Below are 18,051 nucleotides of genomic sequence, written 5' to 3'. Positions count from 1 at the left end.
CAAGGCGGAACGTTGGCCTTAGCATAGGTCGGTCGGGTGCCTGCTGATATGCAGGGATATTGCAGCCGATGGCTGCGATATTGCAGGTCAATGCCGACCGATATAGGCTTGAAGCCATGAATTGGGACGACCTTCGCATCATCGCCGCGGTCAGGGACGAGGGCACCTATGCCGGCGCCAGCGCGCGGCTGCGCATCGACGAGACCACGGTTGGACGCCGGCTGTCGCGCATCGAGCGTGCGCTCGGCCTGCGCCTGTTTGAAGCTGCGGACGGTCTTCGCAAGCCGACCCGTCAGTGCGAGGCGGTGCTGGCGCATGTCCAGGCCATGGCGGTGCATGCCGCCGAGATCGGCCGCATCAGTGAAAGCTTGCCGGGCCCGGTGGGACGACTGCGCATCGCCACGACCAATGCGGTCGCCGAGGAGGTGCTGGCGCCGCGCGCGAGCGCCTTCCTGCGCGCCAATCCCGGCCTGACGCTGCAATTCCTGACCTCGAGTGAGAACGTCAAATTCTCCCGCTGGGAAGCCGATCTCGCGATCCGTCTGTGCAAGCCCGACAAGGGAGACTTCTCGATCTCCAGACTCGGCGACATCCGCATCTACTATTTCGAACCGGTCGCGACTGAAGGCGAGCCGGTGCTGTGCGCCTATCCGGACGAGCTCGGCGCCATTCCCGAGATGCAATTCCTGCGGACGAAGAAAATCCGGCCGCGCTGCGTCACCGACAATGTCCGCGTCATCCGCACGCTGATCCGCTCGCACCAGGCCGCGGGCGTGCTGCCGGAGCACAGCTGCACCGATTTGCTCGGCGACCGCCGCGTGCGCGCCACGCTGCTGCCGAAACGGCGCGACGTCTGGCTGCTGGTGCAAAACCATCTCAAGCGCGACGCCGCGACCCGCGTGACAATCGACTGGGTGCGGACCTGTTTCAGCGAGCTTGCGCGGGGATAACCCCCGAGAGCGCGTGAAAACCGGAGGGCCGCCCATTGGCGGCCCTTCACATATCCGTCTGTCGCCCTGCTATGAACGCGTGGCCGCGCCTGTGCGACCAAGATCACGGAGCCGGGATTGCACGCGCGCAAAAGTTGCGTAATCTCGCGACGGCTACGAACTTGATCAGGGCAGGTGCATGACCATTCTTCAAGAAACGATCCGGCCGCGGTCGTCGGCGCAGTCGCGTGAATTGAAGGCGATTGTCATCCTGATCCTGCTGATCCCGGTGCTGTGGTCGCCGCCGTTCCTGTTTCGCTTCTCCCTGTATCAGCCATTCAACATCCCTTCTGGTTCGATGGCGCCGACGCTGATGGTCGGCGACTACGTCTTCGCCGCAAAATATGCCTATGGCTACGGCCGCTATTCCTTCCCGTTCGCGCAGTCCTGGATCTCGGGCCGTGTCTTTGCCGCCGAGCCCGAACACGGCGACATCGTCGTGTTCCGGACGGCGAAGGACAGTTCGGTCGATTACGTCAAGCGCGTGGTCGGGCTGCCCGGCGACCGCATCCAGATGCGGCAGGGCCAGCTCATCCTCAACGACCGCCCTGTGACGCGCGTCGCGCTCGAGTACGGCCTCGCCGGCACTGCCTGCGGTGTGGACGGCGGCGTCAAGGTCAGGCGCTGGCGCGAGACGCTGCCGAGCGGCGCGTCCTATGTGACCTATGACTGCATCGACAACGGCTTCCTGGACAACACCAACGTCTTCACGGTGCCGCCGGGCCACTTCTTCGTGCTCGGCGACAATCGCGACAATTCCACCGACAGCCGCATGATGTCGACATTCGGTTTCGTGCCGATGGACAATCTCGTCGGTAAGGTAACGCGGATCTTCTGGTCGCTCGACGAAGACGGCGAGCCGCACATGGAGCGGCTGGGGAAGGTGGAGTGAGGCCAGAATGAGGTGGGTTCGTAGCCTGGATGCAGCGTAGCGAAATCCAGGAAAACTGGCTACGCCGGACACGGTGCCCCGGATTGCGCTGCGCTCCATCCGGGCTACAAGGCCACCGCCTCTGCGCATTCCACCAAACAAAAACCCCGGCATCGCTGCCGGGGTTTCGTAGTCGTTGAGGTGGCTGGACCTTAGAAGTCCATGCCGCCCATGCCGCCGCCGGGGGGCATCGCCGGACCGGCGCCGCCCTTCTTGGGCAGTTCGGCGACCATGGCTTCCGTGGTGATCAGGAGCGCGGCCACCGAGGCGGCGTTCTGGATCGCGGTACGGACCACCTTGGTCGGGTCGATGATGCCCTTCTTGACGAGGTCGGCATATTCGCCGGTCTGGGAGTCGAAGCCGTAATTGTAGGCCTTGTTCTCCAGGATCTTGCCGACGATCACCGAGCCGTCTTCACCGGCGTTGATCGCGATCTGGCGAGCGGGAGCCGACAGCGCCTTGCGCACGATCTCGACGCCGGTCTTCTGGTCGTCGTTCTTGGTACGCAGGCCCTTGAGCTGCTCGGAGGCACGGAGCAGGGCGACGCCGCCGCCCGGGACGATGCCTTCTTCCACGGCCGCGCGGGTCGCATGCATCGCGTCATCAACGCGATCCTTGCGCTCCTTCACCTCGACCTCGGTCGCGCCGCCGACGCGGATCACCGCGACGCCGCCGGCGAGCTTGGCCAGACGCTCCTGGAGCTTCTCACGGTCGTAGTCCGAGGTGGTCTCCTCGATCTGCGCCTTGATCTGGGCCACGCGGGCGTCGATGTCGGCCTTCTTGCCGGCGCCGTTGACGATCGTGGTGTTCTCCTTGTCGATCATCACCTTCTTGGCGCGACCGAGCATGTTGAGCGTGACGTTTTCGAGCTTGATGCCGAGATCTTCCGAGATCGCCTGGCCGCCGGTCAGGATCGCGATGTCCTGCAGCATGGCCTTGCGGCGATCGCCGAAGCCCGGAGCCTTGACGGCGGCGACCTTGAGGCCGCCGCGGAGGCGGTTCACGACCAGGGTGGCGAGGGCTTCGCCTTCGACGTCCTCGGCGACGATGACCAGCGGCTTGCCGGTCTGCACCACGGCCTCGAGCAGCGGCAGCAGCTCGTTCAGCGAGGAGAGCTTCTTCTCGTTGATGAGGATGTAGGCGTCGTCCATCTCAACGCGCATCTTGTCGGCGTTGGTGACGAAGTAGGGCGAGATGTAGCCGCGGTCGAACTGCATGCCCTCGACGACGTCGAGTTCGGTCTCGAGCGACTTGGCTTCCTCGACGGTGATGACACCCTCGTTGCCGACCTTCTTCATGGCGTCGGAGAGGAACTTGCCGATCTCGGCGTCGCCGTTGGCGGAGATGGTGCCGACCTGGGCGATCTCGTCGTTCGAGGTGACCTTCTTCGAGTTCTTCTGGAGGTCCGCAACCACGGCTTCGACCGCGAGGTCGATACCGCGCTTGAGGTCCATCGGGTTCATGCCGGCGGCCACCGACTTGGCGCCTTCCTTCACGATTGCCGCCGCAAGCACGGTCGCGGTGGTGGTGCCGTCGCCGGCCGCGTCAGCGGACTTGGAGGCGACTTCGCGCACCATCTGGGCGCCCATGTTCTCGAACTTGTCGTCGAGCTCGATCTCCTTGGCGACGGTGACGCCGTCCTTGGTGATGCGCGGAGCGCCGAACGACTTGTCGAGTACGACGTTGCGGCCCTTCGGACCGAGCGTGACCTTCACCGCATTGGCGAGGATGTCGACGCCGCGCAGCATCTTGTCGCGCGCTTCAACCGAGAATTTGACTTCTTTGGCTGCCATCTGGAATTTTCCTTGAGGTGTTTGACTGGAGGGAAAGAGAGGCTCTTAGGCCGCCTTCTTCTTGGAAGCGGGGACGTCGAGGACGCCCATGATGTCGCTTTCCTTCATGATCAGCAGGTCTTCGCCGTCGATCTTGACTTCGGTGCCGGACCACTTGCCGAACAGCACGCGGTCGCCGATCTTGAGGTCGATCGGGATCAGCTTGCCGGCTTCGTCGCGGCCACCGGGGCCGACGGCGATGACTTCGCCCTGGGAGGGCTTTTCCTTGGCAGTGTCGGGAATGATGATGCCGCCAGCGGTCTTCTCTTCTGCGTCGATGCGCTTGACCACGACGCGGTCGTGAAGCGGACGGAATTTCATGCAGTCCTCCTAAGCAATTGCACGGGTTGAGGATTTTTAGATGGTTAGCAGTCGTTGCCCGCGAGTGCTAGCACGGGCGAGGCAGAAATAGGACGGGAATTTTGCGGGGGCAAGGGCTTCTAGCAGAAAAATTAGCACCCGGAAGCGCGGACTGCCAGAATCTCTTTTCCATCGTTAACGGCGCGCCGGGCCCGTATTAGCACGGAGCCGCGTCTGCTGCTAACGCATTGAATTTCAACAGCTTGTTAAACTTTTGGGCTTGAGATGAATTGTCAGTTTGCGTCACATTTCTCTCATGTGAGCGCATCAGTACCGGGTGGCTCGTCAAGCACACACCGACCAGGCCGCCCCCTTCAATGCGCTCCTGCAAAGGAGGTTGGCATGGGACTGCGGAGTGGGGGCGTTTCCGAGGATTTCCGGAAACAGATGCTGGGTTACGGGCTGACGACGGCGCAAATTCTCTATCGGATGCCGGATCATCCCTCGCTGCTCCAGACGTATGTCTGGCAGAACTACGACATGTTTCCGAAATTTCCGGCGCTGAAGGATTTCCTCGCCTTCTGGCAGGAGAAGCTCGACGGGCCCTTGTTCTCGGTGACGGTGGCGCATTCCAAGCTGATCAAGCCGGCCGAGCTGCGCGCCGTAGATGGCGTGTTCCGGCTGCATTGAGGAGAGATCAGACGCCGCCGTTGCAATAGCGTTTCCACATCGCGCGATAGGCCTCGTCCACCGCTCGCGCGTATGAGGCAGGATTGCCGGCGGCCGCAGCGTCGATCTGTCCGGGCAGTTCGCGGCGCAACTTGTCGAGGTCGCCGATCTGCGCCGCACCGCCAGCTGCGATTTCGATATAGGCCTCATCGCCATCCGCGACCCAGTTCGGCAGGCCAAGCGCGGTGAGGATGGCGCCGCCGGCACGGCTGGGCAGACTGGTCCCGAGCTTCGCCACCACGGGCACCCCCATCTGCAAGGCTTCCAATGTGCTGACGCCGCCATTCTGTGGGAAGGTGTCGAGCGCAATGTCGACGCGATTGAACGATGCCAGATGTTCGCTTCGCAAGGTGGCTCCGAGCAGATCGACGCGTTCGGCCGGCAATCGGCAAGCCGCAAACCGCGCCAGCAGATTGTCGCGGACCAGTTGATCGTCCAGCGCAACATCCTTGATCAGAAGTCGCGAACCCGGCACCCGCTCGAGAATCCTGGACCAGACTTCCACCGCCTCGTCCGAAATTTTACTGATGCGGTTGAAGACACCGAATGTGACGAAGCCGTTCGAGAGCGCCGGCGCCTCCGCCCGAGCAATCCCGGCGGGCAGCGGCGCCAGCGTCACGAAGCACGGCAGGTCGACGACGGTCTCCGCAAACAGATGCCGAACCGCGAAAGGAATCGCGACGGGGTCCGAGAACAGATAATCGATCGTTGGCAGCCCCGTGCCTGTGCCGTGGCCCCAACCATGCACCTGGATCGGTGCCGGCTTGCGCGCAAACACGCCGAGCCGGTTTCCTCTGGTATGGCCGGACAGATCGATCAGGATATCGACGCCATCGGCGCGGATCTGAGCGGCGAGGCGATCGTCGGTCCATTGCGAGGCGTCGCGCCAGCGATCGGCGAACCCTTGAAATTCGCCGGTCGTCGCATCCACTTTTGACGAACAAGAGTAGCACACGATCTCGAACTGCGCCCGGTCATGGTGTTGCAGGACTGGCTTGAAAACAAATGCGGCCGAATGCGCGTTAAAGTCCGACGAGACATAGCCAAGCACCAGACGGCGATCCAGATCGCGGCCATTGTCATGCGGTCCCGCCGCTTCTGAAGCGATTTTCGCGCCGATCTGCTCCCACCATACTCGCCGCGCTTGCTGATGCTGCTCAACGCTGGCGTCCGGCATAAAATCGAGCGTGAATATCTTGTTAGAGATCGCGCTCTGGAGGTCAGGCTGGATGTCAAGGGCTCTGTCGAAGCTGGCGAGGGCTTCCTCGATCCGGCCAAGCCCGGCGAGACAAAGGCCGAGCATCGAGTGAGCTTGAATGGAATCGGGAGCGATCGCGAGGGCCTTCTCGCAATCGTGCGATGCCTGGGAAATTTGCTGGATCTGGAGCAGGACACCGGCCCGTGCGAGCCACCCATTCGCGTCGTCGGGTGCCAGCGCGATTGCCCGATCGCCGTCTGCCAGGGCTTCGTCAAATCGCTGAAGTTCTCGCAACGCGATGGCGCGGTTCGCGAGCGCTGAGGCATAGTCAGGCTTGATCGACAGCGCACGGTTCAGGCTTGCGACGGCCTCGTCATAGTTGCGCTGACGGCAGAGCGCCCAACCCCGACCGTTGTGGGCTTCGGCAAGGTTGCCGTTAATTGCGAGCGCCTTGTCGTAGCTCTCGAGCGCTTCTTGGACGAGATCAAGAGCCACGCTCACGTTGCCGAGATTGGACAGGGCCAGGGCGTAGTTGGGTCGCAAGGCGAGGGCCTTTCGATAGCTCTCGCGTGCCTCATCGTGACGTCGTAGCCCGTTTCGCGCGACGCCTAGGCTCATATGAGCTTCGGCAGATCGCGGATCCACGGCAACCGCTCGGTTCAGCAGAATTTCGGCTTGCTGGTAGTTTTTGGCATCGGACTCCAAAGTGCCGAGCATATGCAGCGCGATGAATTGGTTGGGTGCGAGCTGCAGGAGTTGGCGATAGGCAGTCTGGGCCTCGGGGAGAAGCCCCATCTTGTGCAGCTGGAGCGCGTGCCCGAGCAATGGCAACACTTCGGCCTTTTGCCGTTTCTGAAGCCGGGCATTTTGAAATGCACGCTGACCTACGCTGTTGCCCATGAATCAATTCCCCCAGAATCTCCCGGCGAGATTAATTCAGCGTGAGAACGAATACGAGACGATGGCCGCTCGCCACGACAGCTTGGGACAAGCTACGACCGATTGGGTCGTCGAGTGACTGGTCTTAAGCCCGGCAATTGCTGCCTCGTCCAAGACTGGATAATCTGCCTTTCGGGTTGTACCCGTCCGGCGGGGCGGCTCAGATCAGGGAGGCAGACAATGGCCAAGCAAAAGGCATCGAGACCCGCAACGAAGACCGCGGTGAAGAAGCGGAGCGGCGCCAAGGCAGCGGCGCGATCCTCTGCACGCAAGGCGGTGAAGGCGAAGGCCCGCACTGCCGCACCCAAGAAGCCCGCACGTCCTAAGCAGCGCATCGCGATCAGCCATCACCGGGAGGAAGACTTCAAAGCCGACGGCCTGCGCGCCTACGCCAAATACCGCGACCTCGGCATCGCCGAGGCGACCCACGGCCTCGCGCAAGCGCATGTGATCCGCCTGCAAGGCCCCTGCAATCCGGCCGAGGTGTCGAAGCTGCACTTCCACGACGTCGACTTCCAGATGGTCTACGTGCTCAAGGGCTGGGTGAAGACCTACATGGACGGGCAGGGCGAGACCTTGATGAAGGAAGGCAGTGCCTGGACCCAGCCGCCGAAGATCAAGCACATGATTCTGGATTATTCCGACGACGTGGAATTGCTGGAGGTGATCCTGCCGGCGGAATTCAGGACGGTGGAGTTGAAGGCGTAGGCGCTCGCCCCGCCGTCATTGCGAGGAGCTCTTGCGACGAAGCAATCCAGACTATGTCCGCAGATGCATTTCTGGATTGCTTCGCTTCGCTCGCAATGACGGGGAGAGCTGGTTCGTAGCCCGGATGGAGCGAAGCGAAATCCGGGGAAGTCTCTCCGCGGCGATGCTGGTCCCGGATTGCGCTTGCGCTCCATCCGGGCTACGGGACCGTCGCTACGCCAACACCCCCACCACCGCGCCCATCAGGCACGTCGTCAGCGTCCCCGACACGATCGACTTCAATCCGAGCGCGTTGATCTCCTCGCGCCGCTCCGGCGCCATGACGCCGAGGCCGCCGATCATGATGCCGAGGCTGGCAAAATTGGCGAAGCCGCACATCGCGTAGAGCATGATCAGGCGCGAGCGCGGATCGAGCGTATCGGGTGGCAGCTTCGAGAAGTCGACATAGGCGATCAGCTCGTTGAGCACGGTTTTCGTGCCCATCAGACTGCCGGCGGTGACCGCCTGGTCCCATGGCAGTCCCATCAGCCAGCATACCGGCGCCATCACCAGACCCAGCAGCCGTTGCAGCGAGATTGGGGCGCCGCCGATATCAGGCAGCAGGCTGAGGATTGCGTTGACGAGATAGACCAGCGCCACCAGCACCAGCAGCATCGCAACGATGTTGATCAGCAGCTCGATCCCCGCACTCGTCCCTTTCACGATCGCGTCCATCGTCCCGGAGACCTCCATCTCGGGATTTTCCAGCGCGCCGCCGGTGCGCCTGTCTGAGGTCTCCGGCACCATGATCAGGCTGACGAGGATCGCGGCCGGCGCGCCCAGCACGGAGGCGATGACGAAATGCGCAGCGGCGTCGGGGATGAGGGGAGCAAGGAGCGTCGCATAGAGCACCAGCACCGTGCCGGCGATGCCGGCCATGCCGCCGGTCATCACCAGGAACAATTCGCTGCGCGTCATCTGCTTCAGATATGGCCGCACGAACAGCGGCGCCTCGACCATGCCGAGAAAGATGTTGGCGGCGGTGGACAGCCCGACCGCGCCGCCGACGCCTAACGTGCGCTCCAGCAGCCAAGCCATGCCCCGCACGATCGGCGGCAGCACCCGCCAGTAGAACAGCAGCGTCGTCAGCACGCTCATCACCAGCACGATCGGGAGCGCCTGGAACGCCAGGATGAAATCGGCACCCGGCACCTTCACGTCAAAGGGCAGGGGGCCACCACCGACATAGCCGAACACGAACGAGGAGCCGGCGCGCGAGGCCGCGGAGATCGCACCGACCGCGTCGTTGATGGCGCCGAAGGCGCGCGCGACGATCGGCAGCTTCAGGAGGACGATGGCGGTCGCGAAGGTGGCGGCGAGGCCGATCGCCGCCTGTCGCAGCGAGACGGCGCGCCGATTCTCTGCGAGCGCGAAGGCGATCAGCAGCAATGCGAAAATGCCGAGTGCCGATTGCAAGCGCAGCATGATGTCCCCAAAGCCCCAATGATTATGGCCGCGCCTGCGGTGCAAAGGCAATGCCGGCACATGCGGGAGGCGTCCCGCTGTTGACAAGCCGGTCCGCCTCAGTCACGCGGGGCACGTCGAGAACCAGGGGGCGGACGGTCCGAGGGTGACCCAAAACACGATCCAAGAGGCGATGCCAGAGCAGCCGATACCAGCCAGTCGGCCGGTCAGTGCCCGCGCGCTTCTCGCCCACCGCGCCTTCCTGTTCTTCCTGCTCTCGCGCAGCCTGTCGCGCTTTTCCAGCCAGATTGCGGCGGTCGCGATCGGCTGGCAGATCTACGATCTCACCGGCTCGGCCTTCGACCTCGGCATGGTCGGCCTCGTCCAGTTCCTGCCGACCGCGCTGCTCGTGTTCGTCGCTGGACACGCCGCCGACCGCTACGAGCGCAAGCGCGTCGTCCAGCTCTGCCAGCTCGTGGAAGCGGCGACCGCGCTCTATCTGGCCCTCATCACCTATCTTGGTGCCGTCGGCGAGGTGCAGATCTTTATCGCGACCTTTGTGCTCGGCATCGCCGGCGCCTTCGAGAGCCCGACCACGGCGGCGCTGCTGCCGCTGATCGCACCGCAAGGTTCGCTCCAGCGCGCCACCGCGGTCTCCAGCGGCGCGGCGCAGGTCGCGACCATCACGGGACCCGCGCTCGGCGGCTTCGCCTATGCGGTCGCGCCGCATCTGGCCTATGCCGTGATGGTGCTGTTCTGGGTTTTGGGGATGATTTTGACCGGCTTCATCCGCCCGCGCCCGCAAGCGGTCGCAAAGGAGGGGACGAACTCGGACAATATCTTTGCCGGCGTCCGCTTCATGCGCGGTAACCCCGCGATCCTGGGCACCATCTCGCTCGACCTGTTCGCCGTGCTGTTCGGCGGCGTCACTGCGCTGTTGCCGATCTATGCCCGCGACATCCTTCAGACCGGCCCGGTCGGGCTCGGCGTGCTGCGTGCGGCACCTGCGGTCGGCGCGCTCTTGATGACCATGGTGCTGGCGCGTCACGCCATTTCGCGGCATGTGGGCCTGCGCATGTTTCAGGCCGTGATCGTGTTCGGCGTCGCCACGATCGTGTTCGCGCTGTCGTCCTGGATGTGGCTGTCGGTGCTCGCGCTCGCCGTCTTGGGCGCGGCCGACACGATCAGCGTTGTGATCCGCTTCTCGCTGGTGCAGCTGTCGACGCCCGACGAGATGCGCGGCCGGGTCGGCGCGGTGAACTTCCTCTTCATCAACGCCTCGAACCAGCTCGGCCAGTTCGAGAGCGGGCTCACCGCCGCCCTGTTCGGCGCCATGCCCGCCGCCGTGCTCGGCGGCGTCTGCACGGTCGCAGTGGCGCTCTTGTGGATGAAGCTGTTCCCCAGCCTGCGTCGGGTGGAGAGTTTGGAGTAGGGGGCTCCGCTCTCTCCAGGTCATTGCGGGGAGCCCTTGCGACGAAGCAATCCAGAATCTCACCGCGGGGGCAGTCTGGATTGCTTCGCTGCGCTCGCAATGACGATTGTGGAGGCGCCGCGTTCTTTAATCACCCCCGCCCCACGAACGGCATCTTGGTCGCCATCACCGTCATGGTCAGCACGTTGGCATCGAGCGGCAGGCTTGCCATGTAGGCGACGGCATCGCCGACCGCTTTCGCATCCATGCGCGGCTCGTGCTTGGTGGTGCCGTCGGGCTGGAGCACGCCGGGGCCGTTGACCATGCGGTCGGTCATCGGCGTCGCCGCATTGCCGATATCGACTTGGCCGACCGCGATGTCGTACATGCGGCCGTCGAGATTGCTTGCTTTCGTCAGGCCCGTGATGGCGTGCTTGGTCGAGGTGTAGGCCGCCGAGAACGGCCGCGGCGCATGCGCCGAGATCGAGCCGTTATTGATGATGCGGCCGCCGCGCGGGGTCTGGTCCTTCATGATGCGGAAGGCGTGCTGCGTGCACAGGAACGGGCCGGTGAGGTTGGTGTTCACCACCGCCTGCCACTGCTCGAGGCTGAGATCCTCGAAGTTCACGGCCGGCGCGCCCATGCCGGCATTGTTGAAGAGCACGTCGAGGCGGCCATAGGTGGCCTTCACCTTGTCGAACAGCGCGGCGATCGAATCCGGCTTTGTCATGTCGGCGGTGACGCACAGGCTCTTTCCCGCGGGGCCGAGCTTCGCGGTCTCCTCGAGCATGTCGAGCCGGCGCCCTGTGAGCACAACGGTGAAGCCGGCGTTCATCAGCGCCAGCGACGCCGCACGTCCGACACCGGTGCCGGCGCCCGTCACCACTGCGATCTTCTTTGTTTCACTCATTGTTTCCTGCCTTTTCTTTCGCTGTCAGGTTTTGGGTTCTTTTTCGTTCTTGTAGGGCGGGCGCGGAATGTTCTGATGCGCGGCGCGCAGCGCCGCCGACCAGCGCGAGCGCAGATCGTGGAAATAGGGCTCGCCCGCCTCGATGCGGTGATTGAGATCGGCCTCGCAAGCGTCGTTGCGCACCACCAGCACGTCGATCGGCAAGCCGACGCCGAGATTGGAGCGCATGGTGGAGTCCATCGAGATCAGGCCGGTCTTCAGCGCCTCGTAGAGCTCGACGTCGTAATGCATGGCGCGGTCGAGCACCGGCTTGCCGTATTTGTGCTCGCCGATCTGCAAGTACGGCGTGTCGGTGGTGCACTCGATGAAATTGCCGGCGGTGTAGATCATGAACAGGCGCATCCGGGAGCCCTTGATCTGGCCGCCGAACAGGAAGGAGACGTCGAACGAGACATCCTCGGATTTCAGCGCCGGCCCTTCGGTCGCGTGCACGGACCGGATCGCTCGGCCGATGCGCTGAGCCGCCTGGAACATGGTCGGCGCGTTCATCAGCGTCTCGATCTCGCCCGTGTCGGGGTCCTCCAGGCCTTCGGTGAGCGTCGACAGCACCGACTGGCTGATGGCGAGGTTGCCGGCGCTGGCGATCGCCATGATGCGTTCGCCGGGCTTGGAGAAGATGTGCAGCTTGCGGAAGGTCGAGACGTTGTCGAGGCCGGCATTGGTGCGGGTATCGGCGATCATCACCAGACCGTCCCGAACCAGGATTCCGCAACAATAGGTCATTTCCAGTCCCCGAACGCGTTTGCGCGGAATTACTAGCCAATTTCGGGGGCCGCTCCAACCCCCGATTCCCTGGGACACGTCATTCCGGGGCGCGCCCAGCGCGAACCCGGAATCCATTTATCCACTAGCTCTGCGGCCCGATGGATTCTCAGGTGCGCAATTGCGTACCGTAGCTCGCGACGTTGTCGCGCCCCGGAATGACAGCTAACTCTGCCACTGCGATTGCCCGCCGCGGCCGGCCTGCTCGACCTTGACCGTCACCGTCAGCGTCTCCGTGCCGCCGCCATAGCGGGTGCCGCGCACGGGGGCTGCGCCGAGATAGTCGAGCCCGATCGCGACGCGGACATGGGCGTCGGTGGCGCAGATGCTGTTGGCGGGATCGAAGCCGACCCAGCCGAGATCGGGCACATAGGCCTCCGCCCAGGCGTGGCCGGCCTCCTGATGCACCGTGCCGTCGGAGCGCAGGAAGTGCCCGGAGACGAAGCGTGCCGGCACGCCGCCGCTGCGCGCGCAGGCGATGAAGATATGTGCGTAGTCCTGGCACACGCCGCGCTTGAGCGCGAAGGCTTCGGCCGCCGAGGTGCCGCTGTTGGTCGGGTCCTCGTCGAAGGTCATGTGATCGCTGATTTGCGTCATCAACGTGTGCAGGAAGCCGAGCGTGTCGCTCTCGGCCTCGCTACGCAACTGGCGCGCAACCGCCATCATCGCCGGATTGACGGTGGTGAGGTCGGTCGGGCGCAAAAACATGCCGGCCGGAAAGCGCTCGTCCGTGCCGCGCAGCACGCCGCCGGTGTCGTGGGTCTCGATCAGGCCCTCGGCGGTGATCTTGATGTCACTGAGGGGCCCGCAGGACAGCACATGGGTGACGTTGCCGAACGCGTCCTCGTGGGTGTCGAGCTTGGTGTCGGTCGAGACGTCGATCTGCCATTCCGCCACATATTGCCCGTCATGGCTGCCGGGCGTCATGCGCAGGATCTGAATCACGCTGCTGGCCGGCGGCTCGTAGCGATAGGTCGTGGTGTGCTGGATTCGCAGGCGCATGGTAGACCGTGTCGTTAGTGGTTTGGGCCCGACTGTCGCCGCAAAGAAGCTCGTCATGCCCGGGCTTGTCCCGGGCATCCACGTCCTTCTTCGTCGCGCGAAAGCAAGAACGTGGATGGCCGGGACGTCTAGCGCGAAGACGCGCTTCGCGCTGTTGCCCGGCCATGACGGTATCCCATTTCGTCAGTCGGCGGACATCAGATCAAATACTGCTTCGTGATGATTTCGCCCAGCCTGGAATTGTCCGCGATGAATTCTTGAATGAATTCATGCACGCCGTGCTGGAAAATGTCGTTCATATTGCTGTGTTCCAGCCGGTTGCGGATGCCGCGGGCGTGGCGCTGGGCCGGGCCCTGGCGGCCATAGGCGACGCCGATCTGGTCGAGGTTGCGCACGAGATTGCCGTAGCAGCTCGCCAGCGAGCGCGGCAGCGTGTCGTTGAGGATCAGCAGGTCTGCGATTAGCCACGGTTTCAGCGTCTCGCGGTAGACCCAATGATAGGCAGTCAGCGCCGAGACCGAGCGCAGGATCGAGCTCCACTGGTAGAAGTCGAGCGGGCCGCCGACATGCTCCTCCTCGGGCAACAGCACGTGATACTTCACATCGAGGATGCGCGCGGTGTTGTCGGCGCGTTCGAGATGCACGCCCATCCGCGAGAACCAGTAGGCATCGTTGCGCAGCATGGTCCGATAGGCCGAGCCGTCGAAGCGCAGCGAGGTCTCCTGCACGAAGCGCAGGAATTTGGCGAGGTCCTCGCGCGTGGAGGTGCCCTTGCTCCAGACCGCCTGGAGCTCGATCCAGGCCGAGTTGATGGTGTCCCACATCTCGCTGGTCAGCGCCGTGCGCACCGAGCGCGAGTTCAGTCGCGCCGCCTCGATGCAGTTCCGGATCGAGGACGGGTTGTCCGCCGAGAACGAGAGATAGTCGACGACGTTGTGCTCGTTGGCTTCCTCATATTGCTGATAGAAGCTGGCGGCGACGCCGGCGGTGAGCAGCGCCGAATCCCATTCATTGGTCTTGCCGATATAGGCGGCGGGAAGCGCAGTGACGCGCAAGGTCGCATCGATGGTGCGCGCGAGGTATTCGGCCCGTTCGACGTAGCGGGCGAGCCAGTAGAGGTTTTCGGCGGTACGCGACAGCATCTCTCTACTCGTCCAAAATCCAGGTGTCTTTGGTGCCGCCGCCCTGGCTCGAATTCACCACCAGGGAGCCTTCCTTCAGTGCGACGCGTGTCAGCCCGCCCGGCACGATCGTGGTGCGCTTGCTGCCGGTGAGCACGAACGGCCGCAGGTCGACATGCCGTGGGGCGAGGCCTGACGCCGTGCAGGTCGGGCAGGTCGAGAGCGCCAGCGTCGGCTGTGCGATGAAGCCTTCCGGCTCGCGCTTGAGCTTCTCGCGGAAGGCTTCGATCGTCGCCTTGGTAGCAGCGGGGCCGATCAGCATGCCGTAGCCGCCGGAGCCATGGACTTCCTTGACGACGAGCTCGCCGAGATTGTCCAGCACATAGGCGAGATCCTTCGGCTCGCGGCAGCGCCAGGTCGGCACGTTCTTCAGGATCGGCTCCTCGCCGAGATAGAATTTTACGATATCGGGCATGTAGGAGTAGATCGCCTTGTCGTCGGCGATGCCGGTGCCGACCGCGTTGGCGAGCGTGATGTTGCCGGCCGCATAGGCCGACATCAGGCCGGGCACGCCGAGCACGGAATCGGGGCGGAAGGTGAGGGGATCGAGGAAATCGTCGTCGACGCGGCGATAGATCACGTCCACCCGCTTCAAGCCTTCCGTCGTCCGCATGAACACTTCGTTGTTCTTGACGATGAGGTCGCGGCCTTCGACCAGCTCGATGCCGAGCTTGTCGGCGAGAAAGGAGTGCTCGTAATAGGCCGAGTTGTAGACGCCGGGGGTGAGCAGCGCGACTGTCGGCTCGCCCGAGGCGCTCTGCGGCGCGACCGAGCGCAGCGCGGCGAGCAGCTCGTCCGGATAGCGTTCGACCGGCGCCACCTTGTGGCGGGCGAACAGATCCGGAAACAGCCGCATCATGATCTCGCGGTTTTCCAGCATGTAGGACACGCCCGAGGGCGTCCGCGCATTGTCCTCCAGCACGATGAAATTCTCGGCGTCGACACGGACGATGTCGATGCCGGCGATGTGCACGTAGACGTCGTGCGGCACCTGCTGGCCGTTCATCTCGGGACGGAACACCGGGTTCTGGAAGATCAGATCGTCAGGCACGATCTCGGCGCGAAGGATGTCGCGGCCATGATAGATGTCGCGCAAGAACATGTTGAGCGCGCGCACGCGCTGCTTCAGGCCCTTCTCCAGCAGTGCCCATTCCTTGCCGGACATGATCCGCGGGATCACGTCGAATGGGATCAGGCGCTCTGTCGCCTCGGCCTCGCCATAGACCGCAAAGGTGATGCCGATGCGGCGGAACAGGAGCTCCGCCTCCTGGCGGCGATATTCGAGCGCCTCGGGAGGCGTCTCCTTGAGCCAGCGCGCCAGCTCCTGATAGGCGGGGCGAAGGTCCCCGCCGGGAATATTCATTTCATCAAACGCGATTGCCATAGATCCCGATTTGTTTCCGTGGCCATGCGGCAAGAGTGCATGACTTTCATGTGGTAGCAAGGGGCGGGCCAGCGCGATAAGCATGGAGGATGGGCATTTGCCGGGGATGCCCGGCGGCTTGCCTGAAAAAATGGCTGAGGACTGCTTATTTCGGCAGCAAAACCGCGTGACTTGAACGCGTTACCTCGGCAAAGTCGGCGCCACAGGTGAGGGACAGTTTTATGAGCGAGATCGTCACGGCGGGCATTCTGGTCATTGGGGACGAAATCCTGTCCGGCCGGACCAAGGACAAGAACATCGGCTTCATCGCCGAATATCTGACCAATATCGGCATCGACCTGAAGGAAGTGCGGATCGTCTCCGACGAGGAGGACGACATCATCGCCGCTTTGAATGCACTGCGGCAACGCTACACCTATGTCTTCACCACTGGCGGCATTGGCCCGACCCATGACGACATCACTGCCGACAGCGTCGCCAAGGCCTTTGGCGTCGGCATCGATCATCATCCGGAGGTGGTCGCCCGCTTCCGCGAGCGCTGGAGCGAGCAGGACCTCAATGAGGCCCGCTTGCGCATGGCCCGCATCCCTGATGGTGCCGAGCTGATCCAGAGCGCGACCATCCTCGCCCCCGGCTTCAAGATCGGCAATGTCATCGTGATGGCCGGTGTGCCCTCGATCATGCAGGCGATGATGGACATCGTTTCGCCCAAGCTGAAATCCGGCGTGCGCATGCTCTCCGAATCGGTCCGCGCCAATGCGCGCGAGGGCGACATCGGCAGTCCACTGCGGGCCATTGCCGCCGCTCACCCCGACACCATCATCGGCAGCTATCCCTTCATGGACGAAGAGCAGAGGCCCAACACCAATCTCGTGGTGCGCTCGCGCGATGCGGACAAGCTCGCGGCGGCGATGGCGGCGGTGAAGGAAATGCTGGCGGGATTGAACATCACCCGCTAAAGCGCCCAGCTTGCTGGACGTTTGACGAAGCAGGAGACGACAATGGTTGGTGAGGCACCGGAACTGAGCGCGCAGGAGCGGGCGGGCAAGGCCTTCCCGGTCTCGTGGGACCAGTTCCACCGCGATTGCCGGGCGCTGACCTGGCGGCTGAACGAGGTCGGCCCGTTCCATGCGGTGATCGCGATCACCCGTGGCGGCCTGGTGCCGGCCGCGATCGTGGCGCGCGAGCTTGGCGTGCGCGTGATCGATACGGTCTGCATCGCCAGTTACGAGCATAACAAGCAGGGCGAGCTCCAGGTCCTCAAGGGTATTTCCGAGGCGGCGATGAAGCTCGGCGGCGGCACCGGCAAAGGGCTGTTGATCGTCGACGATCTCGTCGACACTGGCAAGACCGGCAAGCTGGTGCGCGAGATGCTGCCCGATGCGCATTTCGCCACGGTCTACGCCAAGCCGATGGGCCGTCCGCTGGTCGATACCTTCATCACGGAAGTGTCGCAGGACACCTGGATCTTCTTCCCCTGGGACACCGCGCTGTCCTACCACCCGCCGCTGCGAGATGGGGCGGCGTGACTGTCGCCGTCATTGCGAGGAGCGAAGCGACGAAGCAATCCAGACTGCTTCCGCGGATGCATTTCTGGATTGCTTCGCTTCGTTCGCAATGACGGGCGGAGGGAGCCATGCCCCTGCAAAACCGCGTCACGCCGACAGGCGACATCATCGCCACCCCGCATCGCGGCCTGTTCACCGGCAACCGCGGCATCATCCATGATCCCGCGACGAAGACGCTGCTGAAGAAGCGCTGGTCGTCGCCGGCCTGGCTCACCTGCACTTGCGAATTCCGCGGCCGGCGCCGCGAGGTGATGGCACAGCGCAGCTGGACCGAGCTGTTCTTCCTGGACGAGGCCACTGCGCTCGCCGCCGGCCATCGCCCCTGCTTCTATTGTCGCCGCGACGATGCCAATCGCTTCCGGGCCGCATGGGAGAAGGGCAATCGCGTGCACGGCGTCCGTATGCACGACATCGACACGGTGCTGCATCACGAGCGGCTCGATCACGGCAGGAAGCGGCTGCACGCACTGCTGGTGCCGCTGGACCAGCTTCCCGAAGGTGCGATGGTTCAGCAGGGTGCGGAGAGCTTTCTGGTGACGCAGGGCAGGACCCTGCTGTGGTCACCGGCGGGCTATAGCGCGGTCGGGCGTCGGCTTGGCGAAGCGGCGTTGTTGACGCCGCCCTCAACGCTGCGCACATTGAACGCCGGCTACGCGCCAGTGTTGCATCCGACGGCGCTGCCTTAGCACAGCGCCCGCCCTTGC

The 18,051-nt window shown here is 63.8% G+C and carries 17 protein-coding genes; 8 read left to right on the top strand and 9 right to left on the bottom strand.

Annotated features, from left to right (window positions below; all coding sequences use genetic code 11):
- Positions 1–116 precede the first annotated feature (116 nt).
- Together BLV07_RS20475 and lepB are read left to right on the top strand one after the other, a co-directional pair.
- Positions 117–950: a LysR family transcriptional regulator gene (locus BLV07_RS20475; protein ID WP_091889157.1), complete on the top strand. Its 834-nt coding sequence runs from the start codon at positions 117–119 to the stop codon at positions 948–950.
- A gap of 178 nt (positions 951–1,128) precedes the next feature.
- Positions 1,129–1,881, top strand: coding sequence for a signal peptidase I (lepB, locus tag BLV07_RS20470; RefSeq protein ID WP_091888891.1), 753 nt, complete (start codon positions 1,129–1,131; stop codon positions 1,879–1,881).
- A gap of 191 nt (positions 1,882–2,072) precedes the next feature.
- Here the strand turns inward: lepB and groL are convergent, their stop codons facing one another.
- Positions 2,073–3,713: a chaperonin GroEL gene (gene groL, locus BLV07_RS20465; RefSeq protein ID WP_091888889.1), complete on the bottom strand. Its 1,641-nt coding sequence runs from the start codon at positions 3,711–3,713 to the stop codon at positions 2,073–2,075.
- Between the two features lie 45 nt (positions 3,714–3,758).
- Complete coding sequence (locus tag BLV07_RS20460; protein ID WP_091888887.1) at positions 3,759–4,073, bottom strand: co-chaperone GroES; 315 nt, start codon at positions 4,071–4,073, stop codon at positions 3,759–3,761.
- Positions 4,074–4,454: 381 nt separating this feature from the next.
- Here BLV07_RS20460 and BLV07_RS20455 point away from each other — a divergent pair, with 381 nt between their 5' ends.
- Entirely contained in the window at positions 4,455–4,742 is a 288-nt protein-coding gene (locus BLV07_RS20455) for an usg protein (RefSeq protein ID WP_091888885.1), read from the top strand.
- 7 nt (positions 4,743–4,749) lie between these two features.
- Here the strand turns inward: BLV07_RS20455 and BLV07_RS20450 are convergent, their stop codons facing one another.
- Positions 4,750–6,879, bottom strand: coding sequence for an O-linked N-acetylglucosamine transferase, SPINDLY family protein (locus BLV07_RS20450; RefSeq protein ID WP_091888883.1), 2,130 nt, complete (start codon positions 6,877–6,879; stop codon positions 4,750–4,752).
- A 219-nt stretch (positions 6,880–7,098) separates the two neighbouring features.
- Here BLV07_RS20450 and BLV07_RS20445 point away from each other — a divergent pair, with 219 nt between their 5' ends.
- Positions 7,099–7,626 (top strand): cupin domain-containing protein, encoded by a 528-nt coding sequence (locus BLV07_RS20445; RefSeq protein ID WP_091888881.1) that lies wholly within the window; start codon positions 7,099–7,101, stop codon positions 7,624–7,626.
- A 213-nt stretch (positions 7,627–7,839) separates the two neighbouring features.
- Here the strand turns inward: BLV07_RS20445 and BLV07_RS20440 are convergent, their stop codons facing one another.
- Positions 7,840–9,090 carry a NupC/NupG family nucleoside CNT transporter gene (locus BLV07_RS20440; RefSeq protein ID WP_091888879.1) on the bottom strand — a complete coding sequence of 417 codons (1,251 nt, stop codon included), beginning with the start codon at positions 9,088–9,090 and terminating at the stop codon, positions 7,840–7,842.
- Between the two features lie 172 nt (positions 9,091–9,262).
- Here BLV07_RS20440 and BLV07_RS20435 point away from each other — a divergent pair, with 172 nt between their 5' ends.
- Positions 9,263–10,501 (top strand): MFS transporter, encoded by a 1,239-nt coding sequence (locus BLV07_RS20435; RefSeq protein ID WP_091888877.1) that lies wholly within the window; start codon positions 9,263–9,265, stop codon positions 10,499–10,501.
- A 130-nt stretch (positions 10,502–10,631) separates the two neighbouring features.
- On the opposite strand, the gene BLV07_RS20430 is transcribed toward BLV07_RS20435, so the two are convergent.
- The 5 genes from BLV07_RS20430 to BLV07_RS20410 form a co-directional block, all read right to left on the bottom strand.
- On the bottom strand, positions 10,632–11,390 hold the full coding sequence (locus tag BLV07_RS20430) for an SDR family oxidoreductase (protein ID WP_091888875.1): 759 nt from the start codon (positions 11,388–11,390) through the stop codon (positions 10,632–10,634).
- 24 nt (positions 11,391–11,414) lie between these two features.
- Positions 11,415–12,173, bottom strand: coding sequence for a proteasome-type protease (locus BLV07_RS20425; RefSeq protein WP_091888873.1), 759 nt, complete (start codon positions 12,171–12,173; stop codon positions 11,415–11,417).
- Between the two features lie 204 nt (positions 12,174–12,377).
- A complete protein-coding gene (locus BLV07_RS20420; protein WP_091888871.1) occupies positions 12,378–13,214 on the bottom strand; it encodes a transglutaminase family protein in 837 nt (278 codons plus the stop codon).
- A 197-nt stretch (positions 13,215–13,411) separates the two neighbouring features.
- A complete protein-coding gene (locus BLV07_RS20415) occupies positions 13,412–14,356 on the bottom strand; it encodes an alpha-E domain-containing protein (RefSeq protein ID WP_091888869.1) in 945 nt (314 codons plus the stop codon).
- A 4-nt stretch (positions 14,357–14,360) separates the two neighbouring features.
- Positions 14,361–15,779, bottom strand: coding sequence for a circularly permuted type 2 ATP-grasp protein (locus tag BLV07_RS20410; RefSeq protein WP_091888867.1), 1,419 nt, complete (start codon positions 15,777–15,779; stop codon positions 14,361–14,363).
- A 221-nt stretch (positions 15,780–16,000) separates the two neighbouring features.
- Here BLV07_RS20410 and BLV07_RS20405 point away from each other — a divergent pair, with 221 nt between their 5' ends.
- The 3 genes from BLV07_RS20405 (at position 16,001) to BLV07_RS20395 (ending at position 18,033) form a co-directional block, all read left to right on the top strand.
- Positions 16,001–16,738 (top strand): competence/damage-inducible protein A, encoded by a 738-nt coding sequence (locus tag BLV07_RS20405; protein ID WP_091888865.1) that lies wholly within the window; start codon positions 16,001–16,003, stop codon positions 16,736–16,738.
- A gap of 42 nt (positions 16,739–16,780) precedes the next feature.
- A complete protein-coding gene (gene gpt, locus BLV07_RS20400) occupies positions 16,781–17,308 on the top strand; it encodes a xanthine phosphoribosyltransferase (protein WP_091889155.1) in 528 nt (175 codons plus the stop codon).
- A gap of 107 nt (positions 17,309–17,415) precedes the next feature.
- A complete protein-coding gene (locus BLV07_RS20395) occupies positions 17,416–18,033 on the top strand; it encodes a hypothetical protein (RefSeq protein WP_091888863.1) in 618 nt (205 codons plus the stop codon).
- Positions 18,034–18,051 lie beyond the last annotated feature (18 nt).

The organism is Bradyrhizobium sp. Rc2d, from assembly GCF_900099855.1.
Lineage (GTDB): Bacteria > Pseudomonadota > Alphaproteobacteria > Rhizobiales > Xanthobacteraceae > Bradyrhizobium.
This window is presented reverse-complemented; position numbering and strand designations above follow the sequence as displayed.

Bases quoted from the DNA above. Each gene is read 5' to 3' on its own strand.
- BLV07_RS20460 (WP_091888887.1), bottom strand. From the start codon at position 4,073: ATGAAATTCCGTCCGCTTCACGACCGCGTCGTGGTCAAGCGCATCGAC.
- groL (WP_091888889.1), bottom strand. From the start codon at position 3,713: ATGGCAGCCAAAGAAGTCAAATTCTCGGTTGAAGCGCGCGACAAGATG.
- BLV07_RS20415 (WP_091888869.1), bottom strand. From the start codon at position 14,356: ATGCTGTCGCGTACCGCCGAAAACCTCTACTGGCTCGCCCGCTACGTC.
- BLV07_RS20455 (WP_091888885.1), top strand. From the start codon at position 4,455: ATGGGACTGCGGAGTGGGGGCGTTTCCGAGGATTTCCGGAAACAGATG.
- BLV07_RS20410 (WP_091888867.1), bottom strand. From the start codon at position 15,779: ATGGCAATCGCGTTTGATGAAATGAATATTCCCGGCGGGGACCTTCGC.
- BLV07_RS20450 (WP_091888883.1), bottom strand. From the start codon at position 6,879: ATGGGCAACAGCGTAGGTCAGCGTGCATTTCAAAATGCCCGGCTTCAG.
- BLV07_RS20475 (WP_091889157.1), top strand. From the start codon at position 117: ATGAATTGGGACGACCTTCGCATCATCGCCGCGGTCAGGGACGAGGGC.
- BLV07_RS20405 (WP_091888865.1), top strand. From the start codon at position 16,001: ATGAGCGAGATCGTCACGGCGGGCATTCTGGTCATTGGGGACGAAATC.
- BLV07_RS20435 (WP_091888877.1), top strand. From the start codon at position 9,263: ATGCCAGAGCAGCCGATACCAGCCAGTCGGCCGGTCAGTGCCCGCGCG.
- BLV07_RS20395 (WP_091888863.1), top strand. From the start codon at position 17,416: ATGCCCCTGCAAAACCGCGTCACGCCGACAGGCGACATCATCGCCACC.
- gpt (WP_091889155.1), top strand. From the start codon at position 16,781: ATGGTTGGTGAGGCACCGGAACTGAGCGCGCAGGAGCGGGCGGGCAAG.
- BLV07_RS20440 (WP_091888879.1), bottom strand. From the start codon at position 9,090: ATGCTGCGCTTGCAATCGGCACTCGGCATTTTCGCATTGCTGCTGATC.
- lepB (WP_091888891.1), top strand. From the start codon at position 1,129: ATGACCATTCTTCAAGAAACGATCCGGCCGCGGTCGTCGGCGCAGTCG.
- BLV07_RS20420 (WP_091888871.1), bottom strand. From the start codon at position 13,214: ATGCGCCTGCGAATCCAGCACACCACGACCTATCGCTACGAGCCGCCG.
- BLV07_RS20445 (WP_091888881.1), top strand. From the start codon at position 7,099: ATGGCCAAGCAAAAGGCATCGAGACCCGCAACGAAGACCGCGGTGAAG.
- BLV07_RS20425 (WP_091888873.1), bottom strand. From the start codon at position 12,173: ATGACCTATTGTTGCGGAATCCTGGTTCGGGACGGTCTGGTGATGATC.
- BLV07_RS20430 (WP_091888875.1), bottom strand. From the start codon at position 11,390: ATGAGTGAAACAAAGAAGATCGCAGTGGTGACGGGCGCCGGCACCGGT.